Here is a 26389-nt window from a genome sequence, read left to right as displayed (position 1 = left end):
CCGAATTCGCATGCCGAATTATCGCTTTTTTGACGTGAGTCAAAAGGCGTCATCGGCGCACGTGCGAAATTCCACGCTGTAAGCCATTTTATTTTTGACGAAGAGCCAGTGTTTTGACGAATGCAATGCCGTTGTTGGCTATTTCCGGCCTAGGGGCCGAAAGCAGCCAGCTTCATGTACAAGGACTGTACTGGTTGGCCTGTGACACCGCAGAAGACGCCACCGTGCTGTGCCGCCAGGTGGTGGAGGGTTTGCCCGGGCGCACGCGGGCAGCGCTGATCGCCGATGCGCAAGCCATGGGTGACGTGCTAGGCGCACTCGATGCGGTGCAGGGGCCGGACGCGTTGGCGTTGTATGAAGCCAACCCGCAAGCGATGCTGCGGCTGGTCGATGACCTGCCCCGTATCGATGTGCCTGGGCGTGTGCTGATCGTGCTGGCGCCTGCCGACGTCTGGGATGGCGGCAAGATCGAGGGATGGTGCAATGCCCTGCGCACGGTATTGATGGCGGAGACTGCGCTGATGCTGGTCATCAGCGGCGGGCAGTGCGCCGGCCTGGTCGAGCGCTTGCGCGCCTTCAACCAGGGCGTCGACGGGTTGGCCCAGGTGTATCGAGGCAAAGGCGGGGTACGTTACCTGCAGCACTTCTGGAGTAACGCGCTGGGCAAGGTTGGCACCCGGGACATCAAGCTGGTGCGCCTTGATGCAGGTTTTGCCGTTGCCGCGTCGCCGCAGGCGCCAACCGACACAGGTGGCGATGAGCTGATGTGCCTTGCCCAGCGGCCGGTACTGGAAGGCGCTCCAGCTTTCTCCGAGCACTGGCAGGTCTGCGAAAGCCTCGACGAACTGACTGACAAAGCCGGCCGGGCGGTATCTGCCACGGTCATTTTTGCAATGGAGGGTGGGCAGCGTCTGGATACCCTGGCGCGTCAGTTGCACCACCTGCGCCAGTTGCGCGGCAATGCCCTGAAGCTGGTAGTGCGCGAGATGGCGCCCACCCTGCGCTATCAGGATGAACAACTGCTGCTGGCCTGCGGGGCCACCCAGATCGTGCCCTTTGGCGCGAGCCTGTCGCGCTTCCTGACCATGGTGGAGAGCATCCAGGGTTACGTCTGGCGCCGGCACCTGCCAACCGACTTCGATGCCTTGCTTGCGCGCTTGCGGCCGCTGGCGATCTGCGGGCTGGTGGCGCCTGGCGCGTTTGCTGAAGCGGTGCAGACAATGTGGCACGGTGTGCGTAACGGCGAAATTGTCCACCAGTTGCTGGTGCTGCGCCCGGCCCCTGGCCTGACCCCGCTGCAGGCATGCTCGCGCACCGTGTTCCGCCGCGACGGTGACATCGCCTGTGTCGTAGGTGATGTGCTGTTCCTGTTTCTGTTCGCCTGCCGGTCCGAAGGCGTCGAACAGGCGCTTGATCACATCTTCCAGCTGTCGTGGAAAGAGCTGTTCATCAGCCAGGAAGTGCTTGCCGGCGTCGACAGCCTGGCCGCCCCTGCCTTCCTCGATGACAACGTGCCACAGCCACCACGGATTGACGCGGCGGCGCAATTGCCCGCACGCGAGCGGCCGGCCCTGGCGCCGCGCCGGGTCGCACTGGCCAAGTGGGGCGCTGTATGAACTTCGTGCAACTGCTGCAAGTGGTTGGCATCACTGCGCTGGTCACTGTAGGGCTGGCCTTGCTGGTGCTGCGCCTGCGCGCCGCGTTGCGCGGCTGGTTGTGCCGCCGCCTTTGCCCCCGTTACTTGAAACCGCTGGGCGTACGCCGCCGCGCTGGACGCCAGGAAACCCGTAATGACTAATGCAAGCACCACTCTCGAGGTACCGGCTCAATGGCCTGGACTGGGAGGGTGGAACCTTTATTTTTTGGCCAAGTTCCTGCTGGTCGCCCTGGGTATGCTCGATTTCCAGGCCCTGCCAAACCTGCTGTTCGCTGTGTTTCTGCTGATCCCGCTGCCGGGTAAGTGGCTGCGCGTTGCGCGCCAGTTGGTGGCGCTGCCGATTGGCATCGCGCTGTTCTACCAGGACACCTGGTTGCCGCCGTTCAGCCGCCTGCTGGCGCAGCCAGGGGTGCTCGATTTCTCGTGGGATTACCTGCTTGAACTGCTGGCCCGCTTTATCAACTGGAACCTGCTGGGCGCGCTGATGCTGCTGCTGGTGGGCTATCTGTACCTGCGCCATTGGCTGCGCCTGAGCACCCTGAGCCTGTTGGGGCTGGCCTGGCTGGCAGTCGGTGGCCTGCCGTCACTGGGGTTCAGCGCGGGCCAGGTGCCCAGCACTGCCGCTACCCACCCCGCTGAGCCGGTGCAGGCTACTGCGATAGCCGACAACGCCACACTCGACAGCTGGCTTGAGCGCTTTTTCACCCATGAGCGTGAACGGGTGACGGCATTCCCTGCGATGAACGCCGATGAGCAGCCGTTCGATCTGCTGGTGATCAACATCTGTTCGCTGGCCTGGGACGACCTGTCGGCGGTGGGGCTGCGTGACAACCCCTTGTTCTCGCGCTTGGACGTGGTCTTCGATCAGTTCAACTCGGCCACCTCCTACAGCGGGCCAGCTGCTATCCGTGTGTTGCGTGCCAGCTGTGGGCAGTCGTCCCACGTGGGCCTGTACCAGCCAGCCCCGGCGCAGTGCCTGTTGTTCCAGAACCTGGCCAGGCTTGGCTTCCAGAGCAATACCTTGCTCAACCACAGCGGGCGGTTCGACAACTTCATCGGCGACATCACCCAGCAGCACATGCCGCAACCTGGTATGCGTAACACCGATTTCCCGCGGGCATTGGTCGGCTTCGACGGCTCGCCGATTGCCAGTGACCTGGAGGTGCTGCGGCGTTGGTGGGGGCAGCGCAAAGACACCGCGGATGATCATGTTTCGTTGTTCTACAACAGCATCAGCCTGCACGACGGTAACCGCATCGTTACCGCCGATGGGGGGACCCGCGTGGCCGATTACGCCACCCGCGCCAACCGCCTGTTCGGCGAGCTGGGCACCTTCTTCGATGAGCTGGAGCGCAGCGGCCGCCGGGTGGTCGTGGCTATCGTCCCGGAACATGGCGCCGCGCTGCATGGCGACCGCATGCAATTGTCGGGCATGCGCGAAATCCCCACGCCGTCGATTACCCATGTGCCGGTTGGCCTCAAGTTCATCGGCATGGGGCAGCCTGCACGCAGCGAGCCGCTGCGGGTCTCGGCCCCCACCAGCTACCTGGCGCTGTCCGAGCTGATCTCGCGCGTGTACGCCGGGCTGGGCCAGCAGCAGGCGCTGGATGTGCCCAGCCTGCTGACCGACTTGCCGACCACCGAGCAGGTCGCGGAAACCTCCGGTGCGCAGGTCTTGAACTACCAAGGGCGCGCCTACATGCGCCTGCAAGGCCAGCCGGACTGGCAGCCCATTCCCGAGGAGCGCCGATGAAACCTGGCAACGCTGACCCCGCTGACCGTAGCGACGACATTGCCCAACTGCGCCAGCACCTGGATATGCCGGGCCTGCACTACCAGGACATCTCCATGCTGGTAGGTGTTCAGCAGGCCTTGCAGCGCTGGCCGTTGCTGGGTGAAAGCTGCCGCTCCAGCGCCCAGGGCGAGCTGTCCATGACGGCACCGCGGCGTGAGAGGGTGACACCATGACCAGCTTGGCGTTGCACGGGGTGCGCGGTGGCTTGGGGCGCAGTGCCTTGCTGGCCGCGCTGGGCTATGCGTTGCAGGAGGTGGGTGAGCGGGTGCTGCTGATCGATCTGTGCCAAGACAACCTGCTGGGGTTGCATTTCAACCTGCCCCTCGACACGCGCGAGGGGTGGGCGCTTGCCGAGCGGGAAGGGCGGCCGTGCACCGATGCTGTATACGAGGTGCTCGATGGGCTGTGGCTGATGCCTTTCGGCGCGCTACCTGCCGACGCGCCGCAGCGGGCGCCCGATGCTGCCGCGTGGGACGCTCGCCAGGTCGAATTGGCCAAACACTTTGACTGGCTGCTGTTCGACGTGCCGCAGTTGCCGGCTGATGTCGCTGCCCGTGTCGAGACCGATGTGCGGGTACTGGTGGCCGAGGCCGAGATGGCCAGCCATCTGTTGCTGGGGCGGCGGCAGGTCGAGCATTACGATTTGCTGCTGGTCAATCGCTACGACCCGGCAAGTCGCTTGCAGAGCGACCTTCTGATGGTGTGGCGGGATCTGTACCGTGAACAGTTGCCCATCCAGGTGGTGCACCGCGACGAGGCCTTTCTCGAAGCCTTGGCGTGCAAAGCTCCGCTTGGTCATTACGCGCCGCAGAGCTTGGCCTGCCGGGATGTGCAGAGCCTGGCGGTGCGTTGCCTGACGAGGCGCCCGTCGTGAGCTTGACCCCTCTGTCTGCCTACACCTGGTTCACTGCCCGCGGCGCACAGCGGCCAGTTGCCTGGCTGTTTACCCTGGGTGTTTGGCTGGCCTTCCTGTTCTTGCGTCTGGAGTCGCCCGCTTGGCAGGCCCTGTTGGCCGAGCGTCAGCGCCTGTATCCGCAACTGGCGGGCAAGCGCCCGACCCTGGGCGACCCCTTGCGTGTGTTGATCCAGAGCCTGTGGCTGCTACTGCGACGCCCACCGGTGCCACGCGAACCTGGGCTGGCCAGCCAAGCTTGGCGCACAGTAAAAGCGCAGTGGTGCATCGCGGGGCAGCATGTACGCCAGTGCCGTGGCCTGCTGATCGACAGATTGCAACAATTGCCCGGGCGCTATTGGGCCAGTGCCTTCAAGCGAGAAGCCTCGGCACGCCTGCGCGGTTTGAGCGACTTCGCCCGGTGGGCGTTCTATAGCGTGCTGACACTCTGCGCCATTGGCCTGGCCTTGCTGTGCGTGACCGAGCCGTTCGGCTACCTGGCGCAGTTGGTGTTCATCTGCCTGCTTTTGGGCATTGCCATGCTGGTGCGGCACATGCCGGGCCGCTTCCCGACACTGATGCTGATCGTGCTGTCGACGATCATCTCCTGCCGTTACCTGTGGTGGCGCTACACCTCGACCCTGAACTGGAACGACACGACCGACCTGGTGTGTGGTGTCATCCTGCTGGCGGCCGAGACTTACTCGTGGTTCGTGCTGATCCTGGGCTACATCCAGACCAGCTGGCCGTTGCAGCGCAAACCGGCGAGCCTGCCGGCAAACCCGGGGCACTGGCCGACGGTCGACCTGATGATCCCGACCTACAACGAAGACTTGGCAGTGGTACGTACTACGGTACTGGCAGCCCTGGGCCTGGACTGGCCCAGAGAGAAGTTGCGCATCTACCTCCTCGATGATGGCCGGCGCGAAGCGTTTCGGGCGTTCGCTGACGAAGTCGGGGTGGGCTACATCGTGCGCGCGGACAACAAGCACGCCAAGGCCGGTAACCTCAACCATGCGTTGAGCGTGACAGACAGCGAGCTGATCGCCATTTTCGACTGCGATCACGTACCGGTGCGCTCTTTCCTGCAATTGACAGTGGGCTGGTTCCTCAAAGACTCAACGCTTGCGCTGGTGCAGACGCCGCACCATTTCTTCTCGCCTGATCCGTTCGAGCGCAACCTGGGTTCGTTCCGCCGTCGCCCCAATGAAGGGGAGCTGTTCTACGGCCTGATCCAGGACGGTAACGATATGTGGAATGCGGCATTCTTCTGCGGCTCGTGTGCTGTGCTGCGGCGTACCGCGCTGGAAAGCATCGGTGGCTTTGCCGTAGAGACCGTCACCGAGGATGCCCATACCGCTTTGCGCATGCACCGCCAGGGCTGGTCTTCGGCCTACCTGAGCATCCCGCAGGCAGCGGGCCTGGCTACCGAGAGCCTGTCGGCGCACATCGGCCAGCGTATTCGTTGGGCGCGCGGCATGGTGCAGATCTTCCGCACCGACAACCCCCTGTTCGGTCGCGGGCTGAGCCTGTTCCAGCGGGTGTGTTATGCCAACGCCATGCTGCACTTCCTGGCCGGCTTGCCGCGGCTCGTGTTCCTGACCGCTCCGCTGGCGTTCCTGTTGCTGCATGCCTACATCATCTATGCGCCGGCCTTGATGATCCTGCTCTACGTACTGCCGCACATGATCCATGCCAGCCTGACCAACTCGCGCATGCAGGGCAAGTACCGGCAAACGTTCTGGGGCGAGGTCTACGAGACCGTGCTGGCCTGGTACATCGCCCGCCCTACCACGGTCGCCCTGTTTGCGCCGAAGAAGGGCACGTTCAACGTCACCGCCAAGGGCGGCCTGATGGAGCAGGAGCAGTTCGACTGGCGTATCGCCCAGCCTTACCTGTGGCTCGCGGCTTTTAACGTGGCCGGCCTGGGCTTTGCCGTGTGGCGCCTGTTTACAGGCCCCACAGCAGAAATCGGCACGGTGATCGTCAGCTCGCTGTGGGTTGTCTACAACCTGCTGATCATCGGCGCCGCCGTTGCCGTGGCCGCCGAAGTGCGGCAGGTGCGCCGCGCCCACCGGGTACAAATGCGCTTGCCAGCGGGGCTGGTGCTTGCCAGCGGCCACGCCTACCCCTGCACCCTGGTGGATTACTCCGATGGCGGTGTTGGCTTGCAGCTGCCCCCGGGCCTTGAGCTGCAGCCGGGGGCGCGGGTACGCCTGCTGCTCAACCGTGGCCAGCGCGAATTCGCCTTCCAGGCCTGTGTCACCCGTACTGTCGGGCACCACGTGGGCCTGGTGTTCCATGACTTGAGCCAGCAACAGCGTATTGACCTGGTTCACTGCACCTTCGCCCGCGCCGATGCCTGGCTTGGCTGGCACGAGCAGCATGAAGCCGATCGCCCGCTGCGCAGCCTGGTCGATGTGCTGAAGCTGGGTGGCGTTGGTTACTTGCGCCTGGTCGAGCACCTGCCGCCGTGGCTGCGTGCGTGGTTGCGCCCACTGCGTACGCTGGCGCGCTGGCTGGCCAGCTACAGGCCCCGCACACCGCGGCCTTTCCCTTCCCTGAACCTTGTTGATCGAGACGCATGATGACTGGTTATCCCGCGCGTACCTGGGGCTTGGCGATGGCGCTGTTTGCCGCCTTGTCGCAGAGCGCCGCAGCCGACGCTGTAACCCCGCTTGCCGAGCCAGCCGTAGCCACGGTGCCGAACTGGCCGGTTACGAAAACCTTCGAGCAGCTCGGGCATGCGTCCGACAGCCTGCTGTTAGGGGTGCGCAACAGCGAACACATCGAGTTCGGCCTGCGTCGCGACCGCCTGGCTACCGATGCCACCTTGCAGCTGGACTACACGCCTTCGCCCGCGCTGTTGCCGAACCTGTCGCACCTGCGCGTGTACCTCAATGACGAGCTGATGGGGGTAGTGCCGGTCGAGAAGCAGCAGTTGGGCCAGCGCGTACGCCGACAACTGCCCCTGGACCCAAAGCTGCTCAGCGACTTCAACCGGGTACGCCTGGAATTCGTCGGGCATTACACCGACATCTGCGAAGACCCGGCGCACAGCGGCCTATGGCTGAACCTGAACCGCAAGAGCCAGGTGCAGTTGCACGAGCAGGCACTGGCGCTGGACAACGACCTGGCGTATTTCCCGCTGCCGTTCTTCGACGCCCGCGACACCGGCAAGGTCGAGCTGCCGGTGGTGTTCAGTGGTGTGCCGAGCCTGGGTGAGCAGCGCGCGGCGGCTATCCTGGCGTCTTACTTCGGCAGCCAGGCCGGCTGGCGCAAGGCGTCCTTCCCGGTGCTGTACAACAGCCTGCCGGCCATTGCCGACAAACCCAGGCCCAGCATCGTGTTTGCCAGCAATGAGCGACGTCCTGCATTCCTGGGTGACCTGCAGAGGTTTCCGCTGGTGGACGGCCCGGTGTTGCAGATGATCGATCACCCCGGCGACCGTTGGAGCAAGATGCTACTGGTACTGGGGCGCAACGATGAAGACCTGGTCAAGGCAGCCTCGGCCCTGGCGGTTGGCAACAACCTGTTCCGTGGTGCCAGGGTCAAGGTCGAGCAGATGACCGCGCTGCAACCGCGCCTGCCCTACGATGCGCCGAACTGGACGCGTACTGATCGGCCGGTGCGTTTCGCCGAACTGCTCGATTACCCTGAGCAGTTGCAAGTCAGCGGCCTGCAGCCGCGGCCGGTGACGTTGGAACTGAACCTGCCGCCAGACCTGTTTGTCTGGCGCAACCAAGGCATTCCGCTACGAACGCTGTACCGCTACACGGCACCGGCAGTCACCGACGAATCGCGCCTGAGTATCAGCGTCAATGACCAGTACATCACCAGTATGCCGCTGGTGGGCAACGACCGGCGTGCTGGCAAGCTTGAGCAGATGCGCCTGGCGGTGTTGTCGGGTGACAGCACTGCCTTGACCGAGAAATCGCTGGTGCCGGCGTTGAAGATCGGCGACCGCAACCGGTTGCGCTTCGATTTCAGCTTTGCCAGCACCCTGGGCAGTGCTCAGCGGGATCATTGCCAAACCTCGCTGCCGGTGGATGTGCGGGCGGCGATCGACGAAAACTCGACCATCGACCTGTCGGGCTACCACCATTACATCGCCATGCCTGACCTGCGCGCATTCGCCCGCAGTGGCTTCCCGTTCAGCCGCATGGCGGACCTTTCCGAGACCTTGGTCATCATGCCGGCAACCCCGTCGGCGATGCAGGTTGGCACCTTGCTCGACAGTGTGGGAGGGCTGGCCGGGCAGATCGGTTACCCAGCGCTTGGCCTGCGCCTGGTCGACGACTGGAAGCAGGCAGCAGCGGCAGATGCCGACCTGCTGCTGATCGGCAGCCTGCCCGAAGCATTGAGCGATGCGCCCAACCTAGGCCTGCTGCTCAGCGCCCAGCGTGACTGGTTACTGCAAGGCCGTAGCGCGGGGCTGCCAGGCAGCCAACGTTTCGATACCACGCCGGTGGCAGCGAGCAGCCGCGTGGCGGTCAGCGCGCAGGCGCCGATCGCGGCCATTACCGGTCTGAAATCGCCGTTTCATGAGCAGCGCAGTGTCGTAGCCCTGTTGGCCAACAGCGACAGCGACTACGGGTTGCTGCGCGAGGTGCTCGGCGATGTGGGCAAGCTCGATGCCGTGGCGGGCTCGGTCACATTGGTACGCAGCAGTGGTGTGACCAGCCAGTTCGTTGGCGAGCATTATTTTGTTGGCGCGTTGCCGTGGTGGCTGCTGCTGTGGTTCCACTTGTCCGAGCACCCGGTGTTGTTGGCGGCGATCGCGGCCGTTTGCGTGGTGCTGTTCGCCTTCTTGCTGTGGCGGGCATTGCGCTGGGCTGGCCGGCGTCGACTGGGTGAGGCGGGGTGATGATGCGTCAGTGGCTGGTAGGGCTGTTCGCCTTGGGCGTGCCCGTTTTCGTGAGTGCCGCGCCGGCTTGCCCGTGGCCAGCCTGGGACCGCTTCAAGGCTGAACGGGTGAGCGTGGATGGCCGGGTCATCGACCCGAGCGACGAGCGCCTGATCACCACCTCGGAAGGGCAGAGCTATGCACTGTTCTTCGCCCTGGTGGGCAATGACCGGCCAGCCTTCGCACAGGTGCTGCGCTGGACCCACAATAACCTGGCTGAGGGCGACCTGGGCCGGCACCTGCCAGCCTGGCTGTGGGGCCGCGACGGCCAGAGCCAGTGGCAGGTGCTGGACGCCAACAACGCCAGCGACGCCGACCTGTGGATCGCCTACAGCCTGCTGGAGGCCGGGCGGCTGTGGGACGAGCCCGCGTACACGCAACTGGGCCAGCGCGTGCTATGGCGCATCGCTGCCCAGACCGTGCGCAAGCTGCCGGGCCTGGGCGTAATGCTGCTGCCGGGTGACTACGGCTTCGAGGATGCCCGCGGTACTCGCTTGAACCCCAGCTACCTGCCGCTGCAATTGTTAGAGCGCTTCAGCCTGGTGGACCCCCTGTGGGGTGAGCTGGCAGCCAACACACGACGTTTGTGGTTAGCGTCCTCGCCCAAGGGGTTTGCCCCGGACTGGCTGCTGTGGACACCGGCCGGAGAACTGGCTGCGGACCCGCAACATGGCAGTGCCGGTGACTACGACGCCATTCGGGTGTACCTGTGGGTCGGTATGTTGGCCAAGGATGCGCCCCAGCGTAGCGAGCTCGTTGCCCACTATGCCCCGATGGCGACCGTGACCACACGCCAAGGCCTGCCGCCAGAGCGCGTGGAGGCACACAGCGGCAACACCAGTGGCCATGGCCCGACGGGGTTCTCTGCTGCGTTGTTGCCCTTGCTGGCAGCGTTACCTGAACACGCTGCTGGCCTGGCTGCCCAGCGTCAGCGTCTGCGCGAGCAGCCGGTCGAAGCCAACGCCTATTACAGCCAGGTGCTGGCGCTGTTTGGCCAGGGCTGGGATGAATCCCGTTACCGTTTTGACCCGCACGGTCGCCTGTTGCCAGCCTGGAGCGCGCCATGCAGCGAATGATGGGTGTGTTGATGCTGGCGGCAGTGGCGTGCCAGGCCGCTGCGCAACCCAAGGATGCAACTGAACAACGCCAATGGCTGCTGGACCAGGTGCGCCGGGGCGAGGCGCTGCACCGTGACGACTTGGTGCGCGATGCGCTGGGCCGCCTGCAATTGCTGGAACCGCGTAACCCGCAGGTGCTGCTGGCAGCCTTGAGCCTGGCGTTGCGCGACAAGAACATCACCGAGGCCGAGCAGTTGCAGGCTCGGATCAATGCCCTGGCGCCCGGCAGCCCGCAGGCACGCCAAGCCCTGCGCTTGCTCGAACTGCAGCAGCCAGAGGCCGCGCGGCGCCTGCAGCAGGCGCGGCTGCTGGCCGTTACCGGGCGCAATGAAGAAGCGCTGGCGGCGTATGAGCACTTGTTTGCGGGTGAGCCACCCAGCCTTGAACTGGCCCTGGACTACTGGCGCGTGCGCGGCAACCTGCCAGGCCAACGTTCTGCGGCGATCCGCCAGTTGCAGCAGTTGGACCAGCAGTACCCAGGCAGTGCGGGACTGCGCCAGACCCTGGCCGGTTGGCTGTTCGCTGAAAACCGCGACAGCGAAGCGCTGGCACTGCTCGACCAGCTGGCGCGCGACCCTGGCGCACGCGATGCCGCTGCCCAGCGCGAGTTCGACTACCTGTCTGGGCAGGCGGTGAGCGCCGCCAGTGCGGCGGCGTGGCAAGCTTTTCTGCAGCGCTACCCGGCCTCGCCGTTGTTGGCCCAGGCCAGCGAGAACCTGCAACAGCAACGCAAACTGCTTGCCGACCCGTCCTGGCAGGCCGGCCAACGGGGCAAGGCGTTGCTCGACAAGGGCCGTAACGCCGAGGCCGAAACCCAGTTGCGTCGGGCGCTGCGGCAGTACCCGGACGATGCCGGCCTGCACGGTGCGTTGGGCTATGCCCTGATGCGTCAGGGCCGCTATGAAGACGCCAATGCGGCGTTTCGGGCCGCGAGTGCCAAGGAGCAGGACACCTACTGGATCAGCCAGTGGAAGGACCTGGAGTCGTCCAGCCAGTACTGGGCGTTGCTTAACAAAGGTGAGCGGGCTTTGCAGGCACACGATGTGCGAGGCGCGCGTGCCATTTACCTGCGGGCACGTCAGCAGCGCCCCCAAGATGAATACGCCCTGCTGGGCCTGGCGGATGTCTCCCTGGCAGAGGGTGATGCAGCCGCTGCCGAGCGCCAATTCCTGCAGGTGCGGCGTAGGGCGCCAGATAACGAAAGTGCCGTGCGTGGCCTGATGCGGGTGTACCAGGCGCAATCCCCCGACAAGGCGCAGGCGTACCTCGACAGCCTGCCACCCCGGCAACAAGCGCAGTTCGCCAGCCTGCGCCGCAGCCTGCAACTGGCGCGTCTGCGTCAGCAAGGCGATGAAGCCCTGCAGCGCGAGGACTGGTCGGCGGCCAGCCAGGCGCTGGGCCAGGCCTATGCGTTGGCCCCGGATGAGCCCTGGCTGGTTTATCAGCTGGCGAACAGCCTGCGCCACCTGGGGCGCACCGGGGAGGCCGACGCGGCATTCGCCAAGCTGGTGCAGCGCCAGCCCAATGACCCGGCGACCCGCTATGCCCATGGCCTGTTCCTGGAGTCCAGCGACCGAGATGCCTTGGCCTTGGACAGCCTCGCGGCGGTGCCGCAGAGCACCTGGAGCGCTGACATGCAGGGGCTGGAGCAGCGCATTCGGCGCCGCATGACCCTGGCCTCGGCGCAGCAGTTGCAGGCACAAGGCCATAGCGCGCAGGCGTCCGCGCTGCTTGAGGCCAACCTGGCGCGTGGCGAGGGCGGCGCGGACGACCTGATGCTGTTGGCCGACTGGGCAGCGGCACGCGGTGAGCCGGGCAAGGCGCGCGGCTATTACCAGCGTGTGCTGGCCCTACAGCCCGGGCAGCCCGCAGCGCGCCTGGGCGTGATCGAAAGCTGGGTCGCTGAAGGTAACCTCGCGCACGCTCGGCAGTTGCTGGTCGCTCAGCCGCCACAGTTGGCTGCCGATGACAGTAACGCCCAGCAGCGCATGGCGGCGGTATGGGTCGCTTTGGGTGAGCGCGACCAGGCAGCCAGGCTGCTTGAGCGGATGGCTGTTCAGCAGCCGCAGCCTGATCCGTTGCTGCGTCGCGACGCCGCCCGCCTGGTGGCGCAGCACGACCCGCAGCGGGCGCTGAGCCTTTACGCTGCAGCGATGGCCGATGCGCAGTTGCTTGACCCGGCGGCGGTGTCGCCACGGGACGACCGCGCAATGACGCTCGCCAGCCGAGAGCAGGACGGCGATGACTGGTTGGCGCGCAGCCTGCGCAGCGATGTCGATGCGCTGTATCGACAGCGCAATACCCACGTGACCCTGATGCATGACTACGGTTGGCGCCAGGACGACGGTACGCCGGGCACATCCGAACTGAGCACTCAGTCCACCTTGTTGCATGTCGATACCCCGTTGCAGGACGGCACCGCCTTTGCGCGCGTGGAGCGCATCGGCATGGATGCGGGGTCATTCGAACTCAATGATCAGGGGCGCAATACCACGGATTTCGGCACCTGCCAGTTTGTCGGCCGCAACGCTGACGGGGTGTCCTTCCCAGGCTGCAGCGGTGGCTCGCAAACCGCAGACGGTAGCGTGCTGGCGCTGGGCTGGAAGGGCAGCCGCTGGGCCCTCGACCTGGGTACCACCCAAGGCTACGAGGTCAACAACTGGCTGGGTGGCGCCACGGTCAACGGCGATGTCGGCCAGGTCGGCTGGTCGCTGACTGCGTCGCGGCGGCCGATGAGCAACTCGCTGCTGTCGTTCGCGGGCGCGCGTGACCCGGCGACGGGTGTGCGCTGGGGTGGGGTCACGGCCAACGGGGCCACGCTTGGCCTGAGCTGGGACCAAGGCGGCAATGACGGGGTTTGGGCCAGCCTGGGGCACCATTGGCTGTATGGCGAAAACGTGGCCGACAACCAGCGTACCCGTGCCATGGCCGGCTACTACCACCGCCTGGTGGAAAAAGCTGACGAGCGTGTGCGCGTTGGCGTGACGCTGATGCACTGGCGCCACGACAAGGACCTGGGCGGCTACAGCCTGGGGCAGGGCGGCTATTACAGCCCGCAGCGCTACACGTCGGTCGGCGTGCCGGTCAGTTATGCCTGGCGCAACTACGACTGGTCGTTGCTGCTGGAGGGCTCCGTCGGTTGGTCCCAGGCCCACAGCGGCAGCAGCCGTCTGTACCCGGATGCACATGTCAATCACAAGGTGCTGGCGCAGTATGGCGTCGACTCCAACCTCGACGCCATCAGCGACGCCAGTAACAGCAGCGGACTGGGTTACCGCCTGCGCGGTCTGTTCGAACGCCGGCTGAGCGATCACTGGGTGATGGGCGGCGGGTTCGACTGGCAGCACAGCGATGACTATGCACCGAGCCATGGCATGCTTTACCTGCGCTACCTGTTCGAACCGTGGCGGGGCAATCTGGCGCTGCCGGTGACGCCGCTGGAGCCTTACAGCGAGTGGCGTTGACAGGCGCATCTAAGGCGCGCTCAGCCGTCTTATGTCCACCACCGGCAGCCCACCGCGCTGCGCTGCTTCCAGGCCTTGCTCGCTGTCCTCGAACACCAGGCAGCGAGCAGGCGGCAGCCCCAGTCGCCGGGCGGCCTCTAGAGGGATAGCAGGATCAGGCTTGGCCTTGCCGACATCGTCGATGGTCACAATGGCGCCGAACAGCTCGACCAAACCCAGTGCGGCCAGTGAGTTCAAGACAATCTCGCGTGATCCACTGGATGCCACCGCCATGGGCTTCACCCCGGCAAACCGCCTGGCGATGGCAGTTACCTGGGTGATCTCACGCACATGCCGGGAAAGGTTGGCCAGGTAGTGCTGGCGCATCGTCGCCACCACCCTGGGGCGATCCAGCGTGACCTGGTGGCTCTGTTCGAAATGCGTCATCAATTGCGTCTCGCAGAGCCCGCAGCGGGCGGCGTGCCATGCGCTGTCCATGCCCTTGCCAGACGCAGCGAAGCCCGCGCGCCAGGCGCTGGCGTAGGCGGGCAGGCTGTCGATCAGGGTGCCGTCGCAGTCGAAAATCAGGCCTTCGGCGGCCAGCAAGCGTGTTTCCAATGGGGTGTCGAGTAGGTGTTTCATAGCGCTTCGACCTGGCCGGGGTAGCGGGTTTGCAGCACCACGGCGAGGGCGTCCGGGCGCCAGAATTCCTGGTCGAACTCCACGGGCTGGCCGCGCTCGCCGAAGCTCAGGCGTTCCAGATAGAAACTGCTCGAGCCTGGGGAGACTTGCAGCAGATCGGCCTGAAAGTCGTTCATCGTCTCAGGGTGCATGCACAACTCGCTGCGCGACTGCACGCGGCCGAAACGTTCGCGCAGCAGGGCCGTCAGCGAGGTGTTGAGGTCGGCGTCGAGCAACGCGGGGCACCAGTCGGCGACCAGCACATTGCACTCGAGCAGCACCGGGCGTTGGTCCACGTAGCGACGGCGCTGCAGGTAGAACACCGGCTCCTCCGCATGCTCCAGGCCCATGCGCTTGGCCAGCCAGGCCCCGGCTGGGCGGCGCTCGGCGTGCAGGCACTCGGTGCGTGGCGTGCGCCCTTGGGTGGCGACGTACTCCATGAAGCCTGTGATGCCGGTTGGGTCGTAGCGGATGCGTGGGGGGCTGACGTACCAGCCGCGGCGGTCCTGGCGGTAGATGACGCCGTCGGTTTCCAGCAATTGCAGTGCCTGGCGCAGGGTCACCCGTGTGCAGCCGAAACGCTCGGCCAGGTCGCGCTCTGCGGGCAGCTTGCTGTCGGCGGGCAGGCAGCCTTTGGCCAGGTCACTGGCCAGTTGATCGCGGATACGCAGGTAATGGGGCTGGCTGGCGCGCCAAGTGGCCTGTGGCTGCGACTCGCTGACGAACGAGGTGCGAAACGGGTTCATGGCAATACCTCGGCGCTTGCAAGCAGGGGCTGTTGCTGGGCCAGCAGTTCGTTGCGCCAGGCCAGCAGGCCGTAGGCGGCCAATACCACGAAGCCGGCGTACAGGGCCGCCGTGAGTTGCAGGTCCTTGAACAGGAACAGCCCGACGTAGGCGCTGTCGAGCACGATCCACAGCCCCCAGCTGGCGACGTATTTGCGTGCCGCCCAGAAGCTGGCCACCAGGCTGAGCGAACTCAGCAGCGCATCGACCCACGGCGCGGAGGCATCGGTGTAGCGCTGCATGACGGCGCCAAGCAGTACTGCGCCAGCAAGCCCCGCCGCCAGGCTGACGATGGCCTCGCGGCGCGGCAGGCGTTGCACGCCGACCTTGCCGGCGACGCTGTAACCCTGGCTCCAGCGCCACCAGCCGTAACCTTGCAGCACGGCGAAGACCAGTTGCAGCAGCATGTCGCAATACAGCTTCACGTCGAAGAATATCCAGGCGTAGAGCAGCACGGCGACCACGCTTACCGGCCAGCACCAGCGAATACGTTGGGTGGTAAGCCACACGCCGAGGATATTGAACAGCACGGCGATGATTTCTAACGTTGACATGGGCGCCTCCTCGGCAGCGTCAGTACTGGGGCTTCAAGACCTTGTGCTTGAAGGCGCGCTTCTGTTGTTCCGACAACCCTTCGCGCCCCTGATACGGCGCGCTGTACCAGCCGCCATAGGTGGGGTTGGGCAGCAGGAACCAGCGTTCACCCAGCCAGGCGAAGTAGGGGCGGGCCGCGTCGAGCTGGGCCTGCTGGCTGCCGCGGGTGGCCATGAAATCACCGAAACTGTCGCCCAGCTGCATCAGCACCCGCGCCTGAGTCCCCACCCAATGACGGCGGCAGGTCTTGTCCGAACCGCTGGCCTGGCAACCGCCAATGGCGGTGCCGGCGGTGAGGATCTGGGCGCTGCTGTCGATGGGGAAACCGGCGCGGCGCAGGTTTTCCAGGGTTGCCTGCTCCTGGCCTGGCGCTCGGTTGGTCAGGTAGTACGGCGTGACACCACGGCGCGCGGCGGCCTGCAGAAAGTCCACCGCGCCGGGCAGGGCAGGGGCTTTGGCGCGGTCGACCCACTGGTACCAGGCGTCGTAGTCATAGGGGCGGTCATTGATGATCGAACGGGCGTTGAGCGGGACGTTATCCAGCAGGGTTTCGTCGATGTCGATGATCAGCGCCGGTGGCAAGCCGTTTAGCGCGCGCGGTGCGTGTGCCAGCGCATCCCAGGCGGGGTCGGCCAAGGCCCTGTCGAGGTGCTGGGTGGCACTGGCATAAACCTGGCGGAACAGCAGGTCGTGTTCCACCGACGTCTGGGCCCAGAGCACTGCATCGAGCTGGTCGTTAGCGGGCGGGTGCTGCTGGCAACCGGTGAGCAGCGTTGCCAGCAGGGTGGCGATCAGCGAGACGGACCGGGTCATGGCGATTCCTCAGAAATTCACGGTGGCGGACAGGCGAGCGGTGCGCGGCGCACCCTGGAACAGGTAGCCATCCCCCATGTATTCGCCCACATCACGCCAGTAGCGTTTGTCGAAGAGGTTGTCCACGGTCAGGCGCACTACGGTTTCGTAGCCCTCCAGGTCCAGGGTGTAGCGCGCCCCGGCATCGAACACCGTGTACCCGTCGACCTTCACGTTGCCGGCCTGGCTTGCATACTTGCTGGCGCTGTAGCGCAGGCCGCCGAGCAGGGCCAGGCCCTTGATGCTGGCGACACTGTAGTCGGCGTGCAGGCTGGCGCGTACGTTCGGCACGTTGATCGCCTGGTGCCCTTCGTAGCTGTCAGTGCCGCTGTCCTCGACCCGGGCGCGGATGGCCGCGGCACTGGCCGACACCTGCAACTGCTCGGTCAGGTGCCCGCTGGCGGACAGTTCGAGGCCGATGTTTTCCTGGTCGCCTTGCTGCACGTTGGTGAAGCTGCCGTCGCCATTGGGGCGTGAATACTGGTAGGCCTTGCTGACGCGAAACAGCGCGGCGCCGAGGCTCAAGCCCTGCCAGTCACGCTTGGCACCTACCTCCAGTTGCCGTGAAACCGTGGGCGGCAGGATCTCGTCGGCATTGGTGGTGAACCACGCCGCTTCGCCGCCCAGTGACAGGCCTTTGCTGTAGCTGGTGTACAGCGAGATGTCCGGGCGTGGTTTGTAGATCAGTGCCACGTTGGGCAGGAACTCCGAACGTTGGGTATGGCGCGTGGTGTTGCCGTCGATATCGAAGGTTTTTTCGTCCAGGCGCACCTGGCGGCCACCCAGAATGGCCTGCCAGTGTTCGCCGTAGCTCAGCCGGTCGCTGAAGAACAGCCCGTACTGGCGGCTGTCCAGGCGCCGATAGGTGTGGCCCAGCGGTTCGCTGGTCGGCGCAAAGTCGGGTACCGGCTGGTAGATGTTGGCGGTGCCCACCCATTCGTTGACCGAGTCGCGGCGGTCGACGATACGGCGCAGGGCGCTGCTGCCGACGGTCAGCTCATGCTGCAAAGGGCCGCTGTCGAAGCGCCCGCTCAGTGCCGCCTGGAGCTCGTCGTTGCGGCGGGTATCGTCGGGGTTGCGGAAGTCGTAGACATCGTAGTCGCCCTCGGGGCTGAAGTAGTTGGGCACGACGGAGCTGGAGCAGCTCGGGGCGCCATAGCAGCCCCAGGCGAAGGCGCTGTAGTCGTCGATCACCACCCGGCTGCGCGAAGCGCTCAAGTTGGCGCTCCAGTTGTCGTCGAAGCGGTACTCGAAGCGGCTGCCAAGGTTGAGCGAATCGATACCCACCGGTTTCGACCAGCGCTGGTCGGCCAGGCGGTCCTTGGGGTCGATGCCGCTGGGCACCACGCTACCGCCGAGTAGCTGATAGCCCGGCACCGAGCGCTGTTCGCGGGTCTGGTACTCGGCATCCAGCTGCAGCAGGGCGGCATCGCTGAGGTTCCAGTCCACGGCCAGGGAGGCGAAATCGCGTTTGCCGTCCGAGTTGTCCACGTAGGAGCGTATGTCTTCGTGGGCGAAGTTGGCGCGCACGCCCAGGCGCTGCTCGCTGTCCAGCCAGCCGCCAAGGTCGGTGGCCACATAGCGCTCGCCTGATTCGTTGCTCGCGACGGTGACTGAATGTACGTTCTGCGGGCGCTTGGTGACGTAGTTGACCAGCCCGCCCGGCTCGGAAACGCCACTTTGCAACCCGGAAAGGCCTTTGAGCAGCTCGACCTGCTGTTTGTTTTCCAGCGCGACGTTCTGCTCGCCGGTGATAGTGCTGCCGTTGATCTTGTAGCTGTTGGCGGCGCTGAGGGAAAACCCGCGAACCACGAAGTTTTCGTAGTAACCGATCGGCGCATAGCTTTCGCCGGTCGAGGCGTCGTTGCTGAGCACGTCGCTGAGCAGCCTGGCCTGGCGGTCCTTGAGCAGTTGCTCGGTGAACACCGCAACCGAGGCCGGCGTATCGAGCAGTGGCGCCTCGCCCAGCCCCCCCACCGAGGCTGAGGTGGCTTGGTAGCTGTTGGTCAGTGCGCCCGTCACGGTGATGGCCTCCAGCAGGGTGCTGTCTGCCCAGGCCAGGGCCGGGTTCAATGACAGGCTCAGCAGCCCCAGCGCAAGGCCGTGGCGGTGATGAAAAGACAAGGATGAAGCCATGAACGAACTCCTGGGTGACCAGCGGTGTGGCACCGAAAATCGGGTAAACCTGTGCTCGCGATGCCGCGCCTATGCAGCGGCGACAGCATCGTTGAGCGGGCGCTTGAAGGGGGTGTAACTTCAGGCCGGCGTTGCTCCGGTGGTCATTGGTAATGCAGGGTCAGCTGCCCATTCCTGCAGCGAGCCGTCATAGATCGAAACGCCCTGGCGCCCCAGGCGCGTCAGGGCCAGGGCAGTGGCGGCCGCGGAAATACCGCCGCCACAGTAGAGGACCAGTGGCTGCGTGCCTTCGACCAATGCGGGGCCGAGTGCGCGGGCCAATGCGTCGGGCGCCAGGTAGCGGCCCTGCTCGTCGAACAGTTGCCGCGCCGGTCGGTTGAGGCTGCCGGGGATATGGCCGCGTCGGGCATAGCGGGTCACCGCGCTGCCCTCGAACAACCCCTTGGACAGCGCACATACCAGCGTGCCTGGGGCCTGTCCATCGAGTACGGCCAGCACGTCCTCACGGTTTGCCCAATACCCTGGATGGACGGTGAACGACACTGGCGAACCCGGTACACCAGCCAGAGCTTGTTCACCGCGAGCCAAGGGCAGGTTGGCCTGGCGCCAGGCCTTCAGGCCGCCGTCGAGCACCGACGCGGCCACGCCCAGGCTACGCAGCATCCACCACAGGCGTGCGGCCCAAAACCCCTCATGCCGGTCGTAGACCACGATGTGCCGTGCCTCGGCGATGCCCAGGCGTGCCAGCGCCGCGGCTGCCTCCGTCGGCGAAGGCAGGGCGAAGCTGTAGCTCGCTGCGGTGTCGGCCAGCTCGCACGTCAGGTCGGCATGCCGCGCCGTCGGGATGTGTTCGGCCAGCCAGGCCGCATGGCCACTGGCGACGCGGTAGTCGCCATCGAACTGGGCGGCGGCCAGTTCCACACTGGCGTCGAGCACCACCAGGCCCGGCTGTTGCAGGGCGTGGTGCAAGGCGTTGGGTGAAATGAGGATGTCGGGCATAAGGGCTCCTGTCAGCGCGCGCGTGCGATGCGGTGCAGATGATCGAGCAGGCGGGTGCCTTCGCTGTCGCCAAACCATTGGCCATGGCCGATCAAGAAATTGTGGTAGGCGATGTCGGCGTTGCTCCGGGATCCGACGATGCCCTGGAAGTAGTCGATTTCGGCGAGGGCGAAATCCACATGGACCAATGGCAGCAGCGCTTTGAGCGTGAGCAGGTCGGCCTGTGTCAGGGGCCGCTGGCTGTGGTAACCGGTCAGCAGTGCATCGACGGCGTCGAGGTCGGCGGCGGCGCGCCCGCCTGCATCGAGTTCAAGCCAGGGAATGCAATTGCGTTCTACCGCAGTGGCCAGGTCGAATACGGCGAAAGTCCGGTCACTCAAGCCGAAATCAAGGACGCTGCGCACCTGCGTGGTGTTTGCCGATTCGTCCCACAGCAGGTTGGAGGCGTGCCAGTCGTTGTGGGTCCACAGCGCTGGCTGGTGCTGCAGCAGGGGTAGCAGGGCACAGTGATGGGGCAGATAGAGTTCGCTCAGGGCCTGCTGCCAGTGTTTGTCTGCGAGGTAGTGGGCCAGTGCGGGCTGCTGCGTCAAGGCTGCTTCGATGGACGACAGCGGCGCGTGGTGGCTGAAGAACCGCAGGTTGGCAATCAATACGGGCGTGCGTCGGGCGCCCGCAGTGAAGCCTTCGGCGGCCAAGTGCAGGCGAGCAAGGGCAACGCCCGCCGCATGGGCGTGCTGCAGGCTGAGGAAGGGTGTCCATGACAGCGCGTCACGGTACAGGTCGTGGCCCTGCGCGCAGGGCAGCACCTCGTAAGTCCAATCACCCAGGGCCACCACGCTGTCGCCGTTGCGGTCGAGCAACGGGGTAGCAACGGGCGCGCCACGCTGTTCAAGGTGCTGAACGAAGCGGTGTTCCTCCAGCAGCCAGGCGGGCTGGCGGACACTGCGGTGGTGGCGTTTGACGAACAGCTCGCCCTGGTCTGTGCGCACCTGCGCGGCAGCCGAGAAGGGGCGGGGGCTGTGCCAGTGCAGCGGGCCCACGGTGCCAAGCCGCGGGAAGTGGCTCAGTACCGCTTCCACATCCACCTGAGTCAGCGCGGGCCAGTCGGCTTCTACTGGCTGCACGCCCATGCCATGGGCCATGCGCAAGGGCTCGTTCATGCCTGTGGCTCCGGCAGGTAACGGTTACTGGTGGCACCACGCCAAGCGTCGGCGTCGGCCAGTACGCCGTGGTGGTGCAGCCACTGGGCGTAGGGCGCGATCAATTCTTCGCGTTGCTGGCCCCAGCGCTGCTCATGCAGCCAAGTGGGTGCGATGTGCTGTAGCGATTGGCTGAGCAGCGCCCTCGGAAAGTAAGGGGTGGCGGCCTCATAGGCGCCCAACGCGCTTTGCGGGTCAGCGGCCGCCGCGCGAAAGCCACGCTCGGTGGCGGCGAGAAAGGCGCGGGCGATCTCGGGGTTTTCCTCAAACCAGCGTTGCTGCCCGCCCAGCAGGTAGCTGTGATAACGCGGTGCGCCAATGTCATCGACTGGCCAGACCACACGTCGCTCGGCCGCAACCGGGCTGTCCATCAAGGCTTCCCAGGCCCAGTAGCCGCCAAAACTGGCGTCGGCAATGCCTGCCGCCAGGTCTTCCGGGCGCAGTTCGCGCACTTTGCTGTCGACGATGATCACGGCATCCGGGTCGCCGCCATCGGCGGCCACCAGATGGCGCACCATGGCCAGGCCACGGGGCGTGGGGTTGAGCGCCAGGCGTTTGCCTGCGAGGTCCCTGGGGCGGCGAATGCCGAAGTCGGTGAGGGTCTGGATCGATTCAAGGCCCCGATGGTTGATGGCCGCGACACCCAGCAGCGGCTGGCCGAGGCTGCGCCTGACCAGCAAGCGATTGCTGGGAAACACGCCGACATCCGCATCGCCGTTGAGCAGGTGCTCCAACGTGTCGCCATGGAAGGGGTCGGGCACTACCAGTTGCACCGACAAGCCGGCGTCCTGATACCACCCGCGCTCCCTTGCGACGTAGAACCCTGCCGAATTTGGCCAAGGGTGGAAATATTCCAGCATTACCCGTACAGCGTTCATCCTTTCGTGCTCCTTGGTGCCCTCGGGGCTCAGGGAGCAGATTTAACGGGTAGACATCTGGTATATACCAATATCGTTCGGTGCTATTTTTATTCCTTCAGGTAATAAACTGGCCTGCTTTAATTTCTTTTTGGCTGTGGCGCATTCGGTTCATGCAGCCTTTCGTTCGCCCTTGAGCATTTTCCTGTGCGCCTCCATGGCAATGCCCATCTCTTCCAGCTGATCTTTGCCCAGCAGTTTTTTCGCCGTGGGGAACAGCTCGCCTTCCTCTTCTTCGATGTGATGTTCAAGCAGCTCTTTCATCACCTTCACCCGCCCGGCAAATTCCAGGGTGCCGGTTTCGGTATGAAGCAGATCAGGAAGCACCAGCGAATCGACGGTACGGTGTTCTTCCTTGGCTTCGTAATACATCTTCGCCTCTTCCTTGCCGCCGGCTTTCTTGATGGCCGGGTAGAGGATGTCCTCCTCCAGTGCAGTGTGGACTTGCAGCTCCTGCTCGATCCGGTGCAGCAGTTCGGCGCGCTTTTTCACCGCTCGCTCGGTGGTTGAAGACAATTCAGCCAGCAGCTTCTTCACCAATTTATGGTCTTGAATCAACAGGTCGATAGCGTTCATGCAGGCACCTCATGGTGGTCGGAGAAAAACGGATTGCTGGGTACAAACTCATCGTTTCTGTTGCGGTGGACGTAATGTGCGTGCGAATGGTTCAAGTCTTTACCGCATGGTTCGCAGCGCGCAGACGAAGCGTCCAGGCCTGCAACAACAAGCCTCCTCATGGTCGTCAGAGGATCGGTTTGCCCCCTGTGACGCCGTAGCGTGAACCCGAGATATAACTGGCTTCATCAGAGCCCAGCAAAACGTAGATCGGCGCGACCTCGACCGGTTGCCCTGGCCGCCCCATGGGGTAGCCCGAGCCAAAGTTTCTGACGGCCTCATCCGGCATGGTGGCAGGGATCAACGGCGTCCAGATCGGGCCTGGCGCCACGCTGTTGACCCGGATGCCTTGCTTGGCCAGCAACTGGGCGAGGCCTGCGGTGAAGTTGGCAATGGCGCCTTTGGTGGCGGCGTAGGCCAACAGGCTGGGTGACGGGTCATCGGAGTTGACCGAGCTGGTGTTGATGATCGAGCCGCCCTTCGGCATTGACGGCAATGCCCGTTGGCAGATGCGGAAGATGGCGGTGATGTTGGTGTCGAACGTCTTCACCCATTCCTCATCGTCAATGTCGTCCAGGCTTTCATGGGCCATCTGGAATGCGGCGTTGTTGACCAGGATGTCGATACGACCGAACTGTTCCACGGTCTTGTCGACAATGGCGTAACAGTGCTGTTTGTGCGACAGGTCACCGGGCAGCAGGAGGCACTGGCGGCCCGCGGCTTCGACCCAACGCGCAGTTTCTTGCGCATCTTCGTGCTCATCCAGGTAGGCGATGGCAACGTCTGCACCTTCACGCGCATAGGCAATCGCAACGGCCCGACCGATGCCGCTGTCGGCGCCGGTGATCAAGGCGATTTTGCCTTCGAGCCGGTTGTGGCCTGTATAGGTCTGCTCACCACAGTCCGGGTACGGCTCCATCTTGCGCTGCGAACCGGGGACGCTTTGCGGTTGCGAGGGGAATGGCGGAGTAGGGTAGTCGCTCATGGTCGAAGCTCCTGCAGTTGAGAACGCTCATTACCGTTCGAACCGTGCGGGAAGCCAGTGTTGAAGTGGATGCTGGTTTTGAACGACGGACGGCCTGCCACCCACTTGCAATGAATTTTCGTTGAAGGGATCGCTCTATCGCTGATCAGCAGTGCGCTGCTCTCACCCCTTTCAGGAGCGCCCGAGTGCCTCGAATCATTACGCCCACCACCTCTGAGCATGAGATCGATCAGCAGAATGCGCGGATGTTCGGCACGCCCAAGGAACGCCTGGATTTCTATCGACGCGAAATCCAGTACGAGACCACTATCCTGGCCAACCGTACCGATGCGTATTTGGCCGCTCAGTCGTTCCTGGTCATCGCCTTCGTGTCTTCGATGAGCAACCTTAACCAGAGCTGGGGGGAAATGTTCACGTTGATCGTGCCGGCGTTTCTCGCCCTGCTCGGCGTGTTGAGCTCGTTGAATGCCTGGCCAGGCATCCGCGCGGCGTTCCGGATCATCGAGCACTGGCAGTTGAAGCAGAGCCACTTGCTGCGCAGTGAGCCGATGATGGGCCTGGCCTATGATGAATCGCCCTTATTCTGCGAGGCTGAGACGTCCCGGGCCGGGCACCGGAAATCCTTGCTGTTCTCCCTTCGCACGCCTTGGATTTTTCTCGGGTTCTGGGTTTTGCTGGGCAGCTACTCGGTGTATATCCAGCTCGCGTGACGGGCGCGCTGCTGTGCGCAAATGACTGCCAGCAAACTCTAGCGGCGCCTGCGTTGCGAACGGGTGAAGACAAACCCGGCAATGACACCCAGCAGCGCCGCACCTACCCATAACGATGTTTTATCTTTCTGAGTTCTCCAGCCACCGTCCACACTTCGCCGGTCATCGGGTGGCTCGAACAGATTCCCGGAAGATATCGCCGCGCTGGGGCTGCGGTTCAAGCCCCAGCGCGTGAGCCACCCTGACAACTGAGGCAGCCCCGGTACCAGGTAGCTGGCCAGATGGGCGAGGCGAGCGGCAGCGCCGACAGTGGTGCGCGCGCTCGGGGAAATGGCGCAGGCTACCATGGCGTTTGCCACCCGTTCCGGGTCGTAGATCGGCCCTGGGGGTGTCAGCGCGTGGCCGGTGTAGTTGCCTGCGTCCCGCAAGCCTGGCGTGTCCATGACGGCCGGATAAAGATCACACACATGAATGCCGGGGAACGCCGTCAGCTCACCGCGCAGCGCTTCGGTCAGGCCACGCAGGCCGAACTTGCTCGCCGAGTAGGCTGCCGCATAGGGTTGGGCGATCCAGCTGCCAAGCGACAAGGTGTTGATCAGTATGCCGCTGCGCTGTGCCTTGAAGTAGGGAAGCACCACGTAAGCGCCGCGCAGATAACCGACCAGGTCGGTTTGAATCACCTGCTCATGTGCCTCTAGCGGTGTTTCGTCGAAGCTGCCCAACGCGCCAACCCCGGCGTTGTTGATCCAGATATCGATACGTCCATGGCCAAACTCGGCAGCTTGGGTGGCCAGGGCTGCCACTTGATCGCTGTGGGTGACGTCGGTGGTGATGGCGACAGCGTCCGTGCCGCAGTCGGTGCATTCATCCAGCACGTCGAACAACGCTTCCTCATCGCGTGCCGCGAGCACCAGGCGCGCACCTTTGCAGGCAAACGCATGCGCAGCCGCCCGGCCTATGCCGCTGGAGGCGCCGGTGATGACCACGACCTTTCCGCGCAATGGGCCTTTGATCGGCGTCGGGCTCATTGGCATAGCGTGCTCTGGGGCTGGTCTGTCTTCACGGTCGATAGACCCGAGGGTGGCACTGGCCTCTATGGGGGTGAGATCAAGGGTGGTTCCGTCGGCCATTACCAGCTTCAAGCCCTCGATGGTGCCCGCTACCCGATCCGGGAAGACGGGTTTGCCTTCTGCATCCAGGCTGTCGTAGATGAACTGCGTGCCTTCGAGCCAGCCGACCGCAGTCAGCAGTTCGGGGCCGAGGTAATACTTGCCGTCTTGAAAGTACCCCGGGAACTGATGGGCGCGCTCGACGTTCTCCACGCAATAGCGCTCGCCTGGTTTCATACCTGTCGCTTGATCGATCATGGTGAAAACCCCTTTTCTGAAAGCCGGCTGTGCAGCAGATATTGCAGTGAGTAAGCAGGGGAATCCGTTGGGCAGGACAAAGTTCAGAGCAAGCGTTTCAGCGGTTTTTTTTTAGCGGCGGATGGACAGTGCTTACCGTTTGTTGAAACCTATACAAAAAGCTATTCTTGTACAGGATTTTCCCAATTGTTCGAGGTAAGCATGGTGCCTCCTGCGCGTTGGGCCAGCCTGTGCGTGCTGATGGTTGCGCTGTCGACCGTGGCGGCGGACTGGCGAGCCGAATTGCCAACGGCGCAACCGTTGGGTGCTGGCGATTTCACGTGGTTCGGCGTGCGCCTATACAGCGCCCGGCTGTGGACAGTGGGCCCGGTTCAGGACTGGAACCAGCCCTTTGCCCTGGAACTGCGCTACCACCGATCGCTGTCCAAGGAGACGCTGGTAGACGCGAGCCTTGCGGAGATACGCCGCCTTAACGCCAACATCACGCCGCAGCAGCGCGCAGCGTGGAGCAAGGCCCTTGAAGGGGCATTCGTGGATGTGCGCCCAGGTATGCGTATCACGGGTGTGTACCTGCCAGGCCAAGGGGCTCGCTTCTATGTCGATGGCACACTCAGCCAGGTAATCGCCGACCCGGAATTTTCCCGAGCATTCTTCGCCATCTGGCTCGACCCACGGGCCAGGGACCCACAGCTGCGCCAGCGCCTGCTCGGGCGGGCGGGCAACGACCGAGGGACGTAA

At 64.5% G+C, this 26389-nt stretch carries 22 protein-coding genes; 11 read left to right on the top strand and 11 right to left on the bottom strand.

What is annotated here, in order from left to right; genetic code table 11:
- Nucleotides 1-125: 125 nt before the first annotated feature.
- The 9 genes from bcsE to bcsC are packed head-to-tail and all read left to right on the top strand — an operon-like array spanning nt 126 to nt 13832.
- Nucleotides 126-1616, top strand: a complete 1491-nt coding sequence (gene bcsE, locus QOS90_RS07330) for a cellulose biosynthesis protein BcsE (protein ID WP_085273781.1) — start codon at nt 126-128, stop codon at nt 1614-1616.
- Nucleotides 1613-1798 carry a cellulose biosynthesis protein BcsF gene (gene bcsF, locus QOS90_RS07325; protein ID WP_085273780.1) on the top strand — a complete coding sequence of 62 codons (186 nt, stop codon included), beginning with the start codon at nt 1613-1615 and terminating at the stop codon, nt 1796-1798. Before bcsE ends, bcsF begins: the two co-directional genes overlap by 4 nt.
- Nucleotides 1791-3410: a cellulose biosynthesis protein BcsG gene (bcsG, locus tag QOS90_RS07320; protein ID WP_085273779.1), complete on the top strand. Its 1620-nt coding sequence runs from the start codon at nt 1791-1793 to the stop codon at nt 3408-3410. Before bcsF ends, bcsG begins: the two co-directional genes overlap by 8 nt.
- Nucleotides 3407-3625 carry a cellulose biosynthesis protein BcsR gene (gene bcsR, locus QOS90_RS07315; protein WP_027596471.1) on the top strand — a complete coding sequence of 73 codons (219 nt, stop codon included), beginning with the start codon at nt 3407-3409 and terminating at the stop codon, nt 3623-3625. Before bcsG ends, bcsR begins: the two co-directional genes overlap by 4 nt.
- Nucleotides 3622-4326: a cellulose biosynthesis protein BcsQ gene (gene bcsQ, locus QOS90_RS07310; RefSeq protein ID WP_027596472.1), complete on the top strand. Its 705-nt coding sequence runs from the start codon at nt 3622-3624 to the stop codon at nt 4324-4326. The genes bcsR and bcsQ overlap by 4 nt, the downstream gene beginning before the upstream one ends.
- On the top strand, nt 4323-6932 hold the full coding sequence (gene bcsA / locus QOS90_RS07305) for a UDP-forming cellulose synthase catalytic subunit (protein WP_085273778.1): 2610 nt from the start codon (nt 4323-4325) through the stop codon (nt 6930-6932). The genes bcsQ and bcsA overlap by 4 nt, the downstream gene beginning before the upstream one ends.
- Nucleotides 6929-9211 carry a cellulose biosynthesis cyclic di-GMP-binding regulatory protein BcsB gene (gene bcsB, locus QOS90_RS07300; protein WP_085273777.1) on the top strand — a complete coding sequence of 761 codons (2283 nt, stop codon included), beginning with the start codon at nt 6929-6931 and terminating at the stop codon, nt 9209-9211. Before bcsA ends, bcsB begins: the two co-directional genes overlap by 4 nt.
- Nucleotides 9211-10326 carry a cellulose synthase complex periplasmic endoglucanase BcsZ gene (bcsZ, locus tag QOS90_RS07295; protein ID WP_085273776.1) on the top strand — a complete coding sequence of 372 codons (1116 nt, stop codon included), beginning with the start codon at nt 9211-9213 and terminating at the stop codon, nt 10324-10326. The genes bcsB and bcsZ overlap by 1 nt, the downstream gene beginning before the upstream one ends.
- On the top strand, nt 10314-13832 hold the full coding sequence (gene bcsC, locus QOS90_RS07290) for a cellulose synthase complex outer membrane protein BcsC (protein ID WP_085273775.1): 3519 nt from the start codon (nt 10314-10316) through the stop codon (nt 13830-13832). Before bcsZ ends, bcsC begins: the two co-directional genes overlap by 13 nt.
- 9 nt (nt 13833-13841) lie before the next feature.
- Here the strand turns inward: bcsC and QOS90_RS07285 are convergent, their stop codons facing one another.
- The 10 genes from QOS90_RS07285 to QOS90_RS07240 all read right to left on the bottom strand — a co-directional run bounded on the left by QOS90_RS07285 (nt 13842) and on the right by QOS90_RS07240 (nt 23574).
- Complete coding sequence (locus tag QOS90_RS07285; RefSeq protein WP_085273774.1) at nt 13842-14453, bottom strand: HAD family hydrolase; 612 nt, start codon at nt 14451-14453, stop codon at nt 13842-13844.
- Nucleotides 14450-15238 carry a GntR family transcriptional regulator gene (locus tag QOS90_RS07280; protein WP_085273773.1) on the bottom strand — a complete coding sequence of 263 codons (789 nt, stop codon included), beginning with the start codon at nt 15236-15238 and terminating at the stop codon, nt 14450-14452. Before QOS90_RS07280 ends, QOS90_RS07285 begins: the two co-directional genes overlap by 4 nt.
- Entirely contained in the window at nt 15235-15831 is a 597-nt protein-coding gene (gene pnuC, locus QOS90_RS07275; RefSeq protein ID WP_027596479.1) for a nicotinamide riboside transporter PnuC, read from the bottom strand. The genes QOS90_RS07280 and pnuC overlap by 4 nt, the downstream gene beginning before the upstream one ends.
- A 19-nt stretch (nt 15832-15850) precedes the next feature.
- On the bottom strand, nt 15851-16684 hold the full coding sequence (locus QOS90_RS07270; RefSeq protein ID WP_085273772.1) for an HAD family acid phosphatase: 834 nt from the start codon (nt 16682-16684) through the stop codon (nt 15851-15853).
- A gap of 9 nt (nt 16685-16693) precedes the next feature.
- Nucleotides 16694-18859, bottom strand: a complete 2166-nt coding sequence (locus QOS90_RS07265; RefSeq protein WP_085273771.1) for a TonB-dependent siderophore receptor — start codon at nt 18857-18859, stop codon at nt 16694-16696.
- Nucleotides 18860-18979: 120 nt separating this feature from the next.
- On the bottom strand, nt 18980-19858 hold the full coding sequence (locus tag QOS90_RS07260; protein WP_050580791.1) for a sulfurtransferase: 879 nt from the start codon (nt 19856-19858) through the stop codon (nt 18980-18982).
- A gap of 11 nt (nt 19859-19869) precedes the next feature.
- Nucleotides 19870-21018, bottom strand: a complete 1149-nt coding sequence (locus QOS90_RS07255; RefSeq protein ID WP_085273770.1) for a phosphotransferase enzyme family protein — start codon at nt 21016-21018, stop codon at nt 19870-19872.
- Nucleotides 21015-21935, bottom strand: a complete 921-nt coding sequence (locus QOS90_RS07250) for an ABC transporter substrate-binding protein (protein ID WP_027596484.1) — start codon at nt 21933-21935, stop codon at nt 21015-21017. Before QOS90_RS07250 ends, QOS90_RS07255 begins: the two co-directional genes overlap by 4 nt.
- Before the next feature lie 150 nt (nt 21936-22085).
- On the bottom strand, nt 22086-22550 hold the full coding sequence (locus QOS90_RS07245) for a PA2171 family ribosome-binding persister protein (protein ID WP_027596485.1): 465 nt from the start codon (nt 22548-22550) through the stop codon (nt 22086-22088).
- Between the two features lie 166 nt (nt 22551-22716).
- Complete coding sequence (locus tag QOS90_RS07240; RefSeq protein WP_027596486.1) at nt 22717-23574, bottom strand: SDR family oxidoreductase; 858 nt, start codon at nt 23572-23574, stop codon at nt 22717-22719.
- 185 nt (nt 23575-23759) lie between these two features.
- Between QOS90_RS07240 and QOS90_RS07235 the strand changes: the two genes are divergently transcribed.
- A complete protein-coding gene (locus tag QOS90_RS07235; RefSeq protein WP_027596487.1) occupies nt 23760-24284 on the top strand; it encodes a hypothetical protein in 525 nt (174 codons plus the stop codon).
- A 38-nt stretch (nt 24285-24322) separates the two neighbouring features.
- Here the strand turns inward: QOS90_RS07235 and QOS90_RS07230 are convergent, their stop codons facing one another.
- Nucleotides 24323-25651 carry an SDR family oxidoreductase gene (locus QOS90_RS07230; protein WP_085273769.1) on the bottom strand — a complete coding sequence of 443 codons (1329 nt, stop codon included), beginning with the start codon at nt 25649-25651 and terminating at the stop codon, nt 24323-24325.
- Nucleotides 25652-25852: 201 nt separating this feature from the next.
- Between QOS90_RS07230 and QOS90_RS07225 the strand changes: the two genes are divergently transcribed.
- On the top strand, nt 25853-26389 hold the full coding sequence (locus tag QOS90_RS07225) for a chalcone isomerase family protein (protein ID WP_027596489.1): 537 nt from the start codon (nt 25853-25855) through the stop codon (nt 26387-26389).

The organism is Pseudomonas sp. LAIL14HWK12:I10 (genome assembly GCF_900184205.1).
GTDB lineage: Bacteria > Pseudomonadota > Gammaproteobacteria > Pseudomonadales > Pseudomonadaceae > Aquipseudomonas > Aquipseudomonas kermanshahensis.
This window is presented reverse-complemented; position numbering and strand designations above follow the sequence as displayed.

Bases quoted from the DNA above. Each gene is read 5' to 3' on its own strand.
- QOS90_RS07255 (WP_085273770.1), bottom strand. From the start codon at position 21,018: ATGAACGAGCCCTTGCGCATGGCCCATGGCATGGGCGTGCAGCCAGTA.
- pnuC (WP_027596479.1), bottom strand. From the start codon at position 15,831: ATGTCAACGTTAGAAATCATCGCCGTGCTGTTCAATATCCTCGGCGTG.
- bcsR (WP_027596471.1), top strand. From the start codon at position 3,407: ATGAAACCTGGCAACGCTGACCCCGCTGACCGTAGCGACGACATTGCC.
- QOS90_RS07225 (WP_027596489.1), top strand. From the start codon at position 25,853: ATGGTGCCTCCTGCGCGTTGGGCCAGCCTGTGCGTGCTGATGGTTGCG.
- QOS90_RS07270 (WP_085273772.1), bottom strand. From the start codon at position 16,684: ATGACCCGGTCCGTCTCGCTGATCGCCACCCTGCTGGCAACGCTGCTC.
- bcsQ (WP_027596472.1), top strand. From the start codon at position 3,622: ATGACCAGCTTGGCGTTGCACGGGGTGCGCGGTGGCTTGGGGCGCAGT.
- bcsC (WP_085273775.1), top strand. From the start codon at position 10,314: ATGCAGCGAATGATGGGTGTGTTGATGCTGGCGGCAGTGGCGTGCCAG.
- QOS90_RS07245 (WP_027596485.1), bottom strand. From the start codon at position 22,550: ATGAACGCTATCGACCTGTTGATTCAAGACCATAAATTGGTGAAGAAG.
- QOS90_RS07265 (WP_085273771.1), bottom strand. From the start codon at position 18,859: ATGGCTTCATCCTTGTCTTTTCATCACCGCCACGGCCTTGCGCTGGGG.
- bcsZ (WP_085273776.1), top strand. From the start codon at position 9,211: ATGATGCGTCAGTGGCTGGTAGGGCTGTTCGCCTTGGGCGTGCCCGTT.
- bcsG (WP_085273779.1), top strand. From the start codon at position 1,791: ATGACTAATGCAAGCACCACTCTCGAGGTACCGGCTCAATGGCCTGGA.
- QOS90_RS07240 (WP_027596486.1), bottom strand. From the start codon at position 23,574: ATGAGCGACTACCCTACTCCGCCATTCCCCTCGCAACCGCAAAGCGTC.
- QOS90_RS07250 (WP_027596484.1), bottom strand. From the start codon at position 21,935: ATGAACGCTGTACGGGTAATGCTGGAATATTTCCACCCTTGGCCAAAT.
- QOS90_RS07285 (WP_085273774.1), bottom strand. From the start codon at position 14,453: ATGAAACACCTACTCGACACCCCATTGGAAACACGCTTGCTGGCCGCC.
- QOS90_RS07260 (WP_050580791.1), bottom strand. From the start codon at position 19,858: ATGCCCGACATCCTCATTTCACCCAACGCCTTGCACCACGCCCTGCAA.
- QOS90_RS07280 (WP_085273773.1), bottom strand. From the start codon at position 15,238: ATGAACCCGTTTCGCACCTCGTTCGTCAGCGAGTCGCAGCCACAGGCC.
- bcsE (WP_085273781.1), top strand. From the start codon at position 126: ATGCCGTTGTTGGCTATTTCCGGCCTAGGGGCCGAAAGCAGCCAGCTT.
- bcsB (WP_085273777.1), top strand. From the start codon at position 6,929: ATGATGACTGGTTATCCCGCGCGTACCTGGGGCTTGGCGATGGCGCTG.
- QOS90_RS07230 (WP_085273769.1), bottom strand. From the start codon at position 25,651: ATGATCGATCAAGCGACAGGTATGAAACCAGGCGAGCGCTATTGCGTG.
- bcsF (WP_085273780.1), top strand. From the start codon at position 1,613: ATGAACTTCGTGCAACTGCTGCAAGTGGTTGGCATCACTGCGCTGGTC.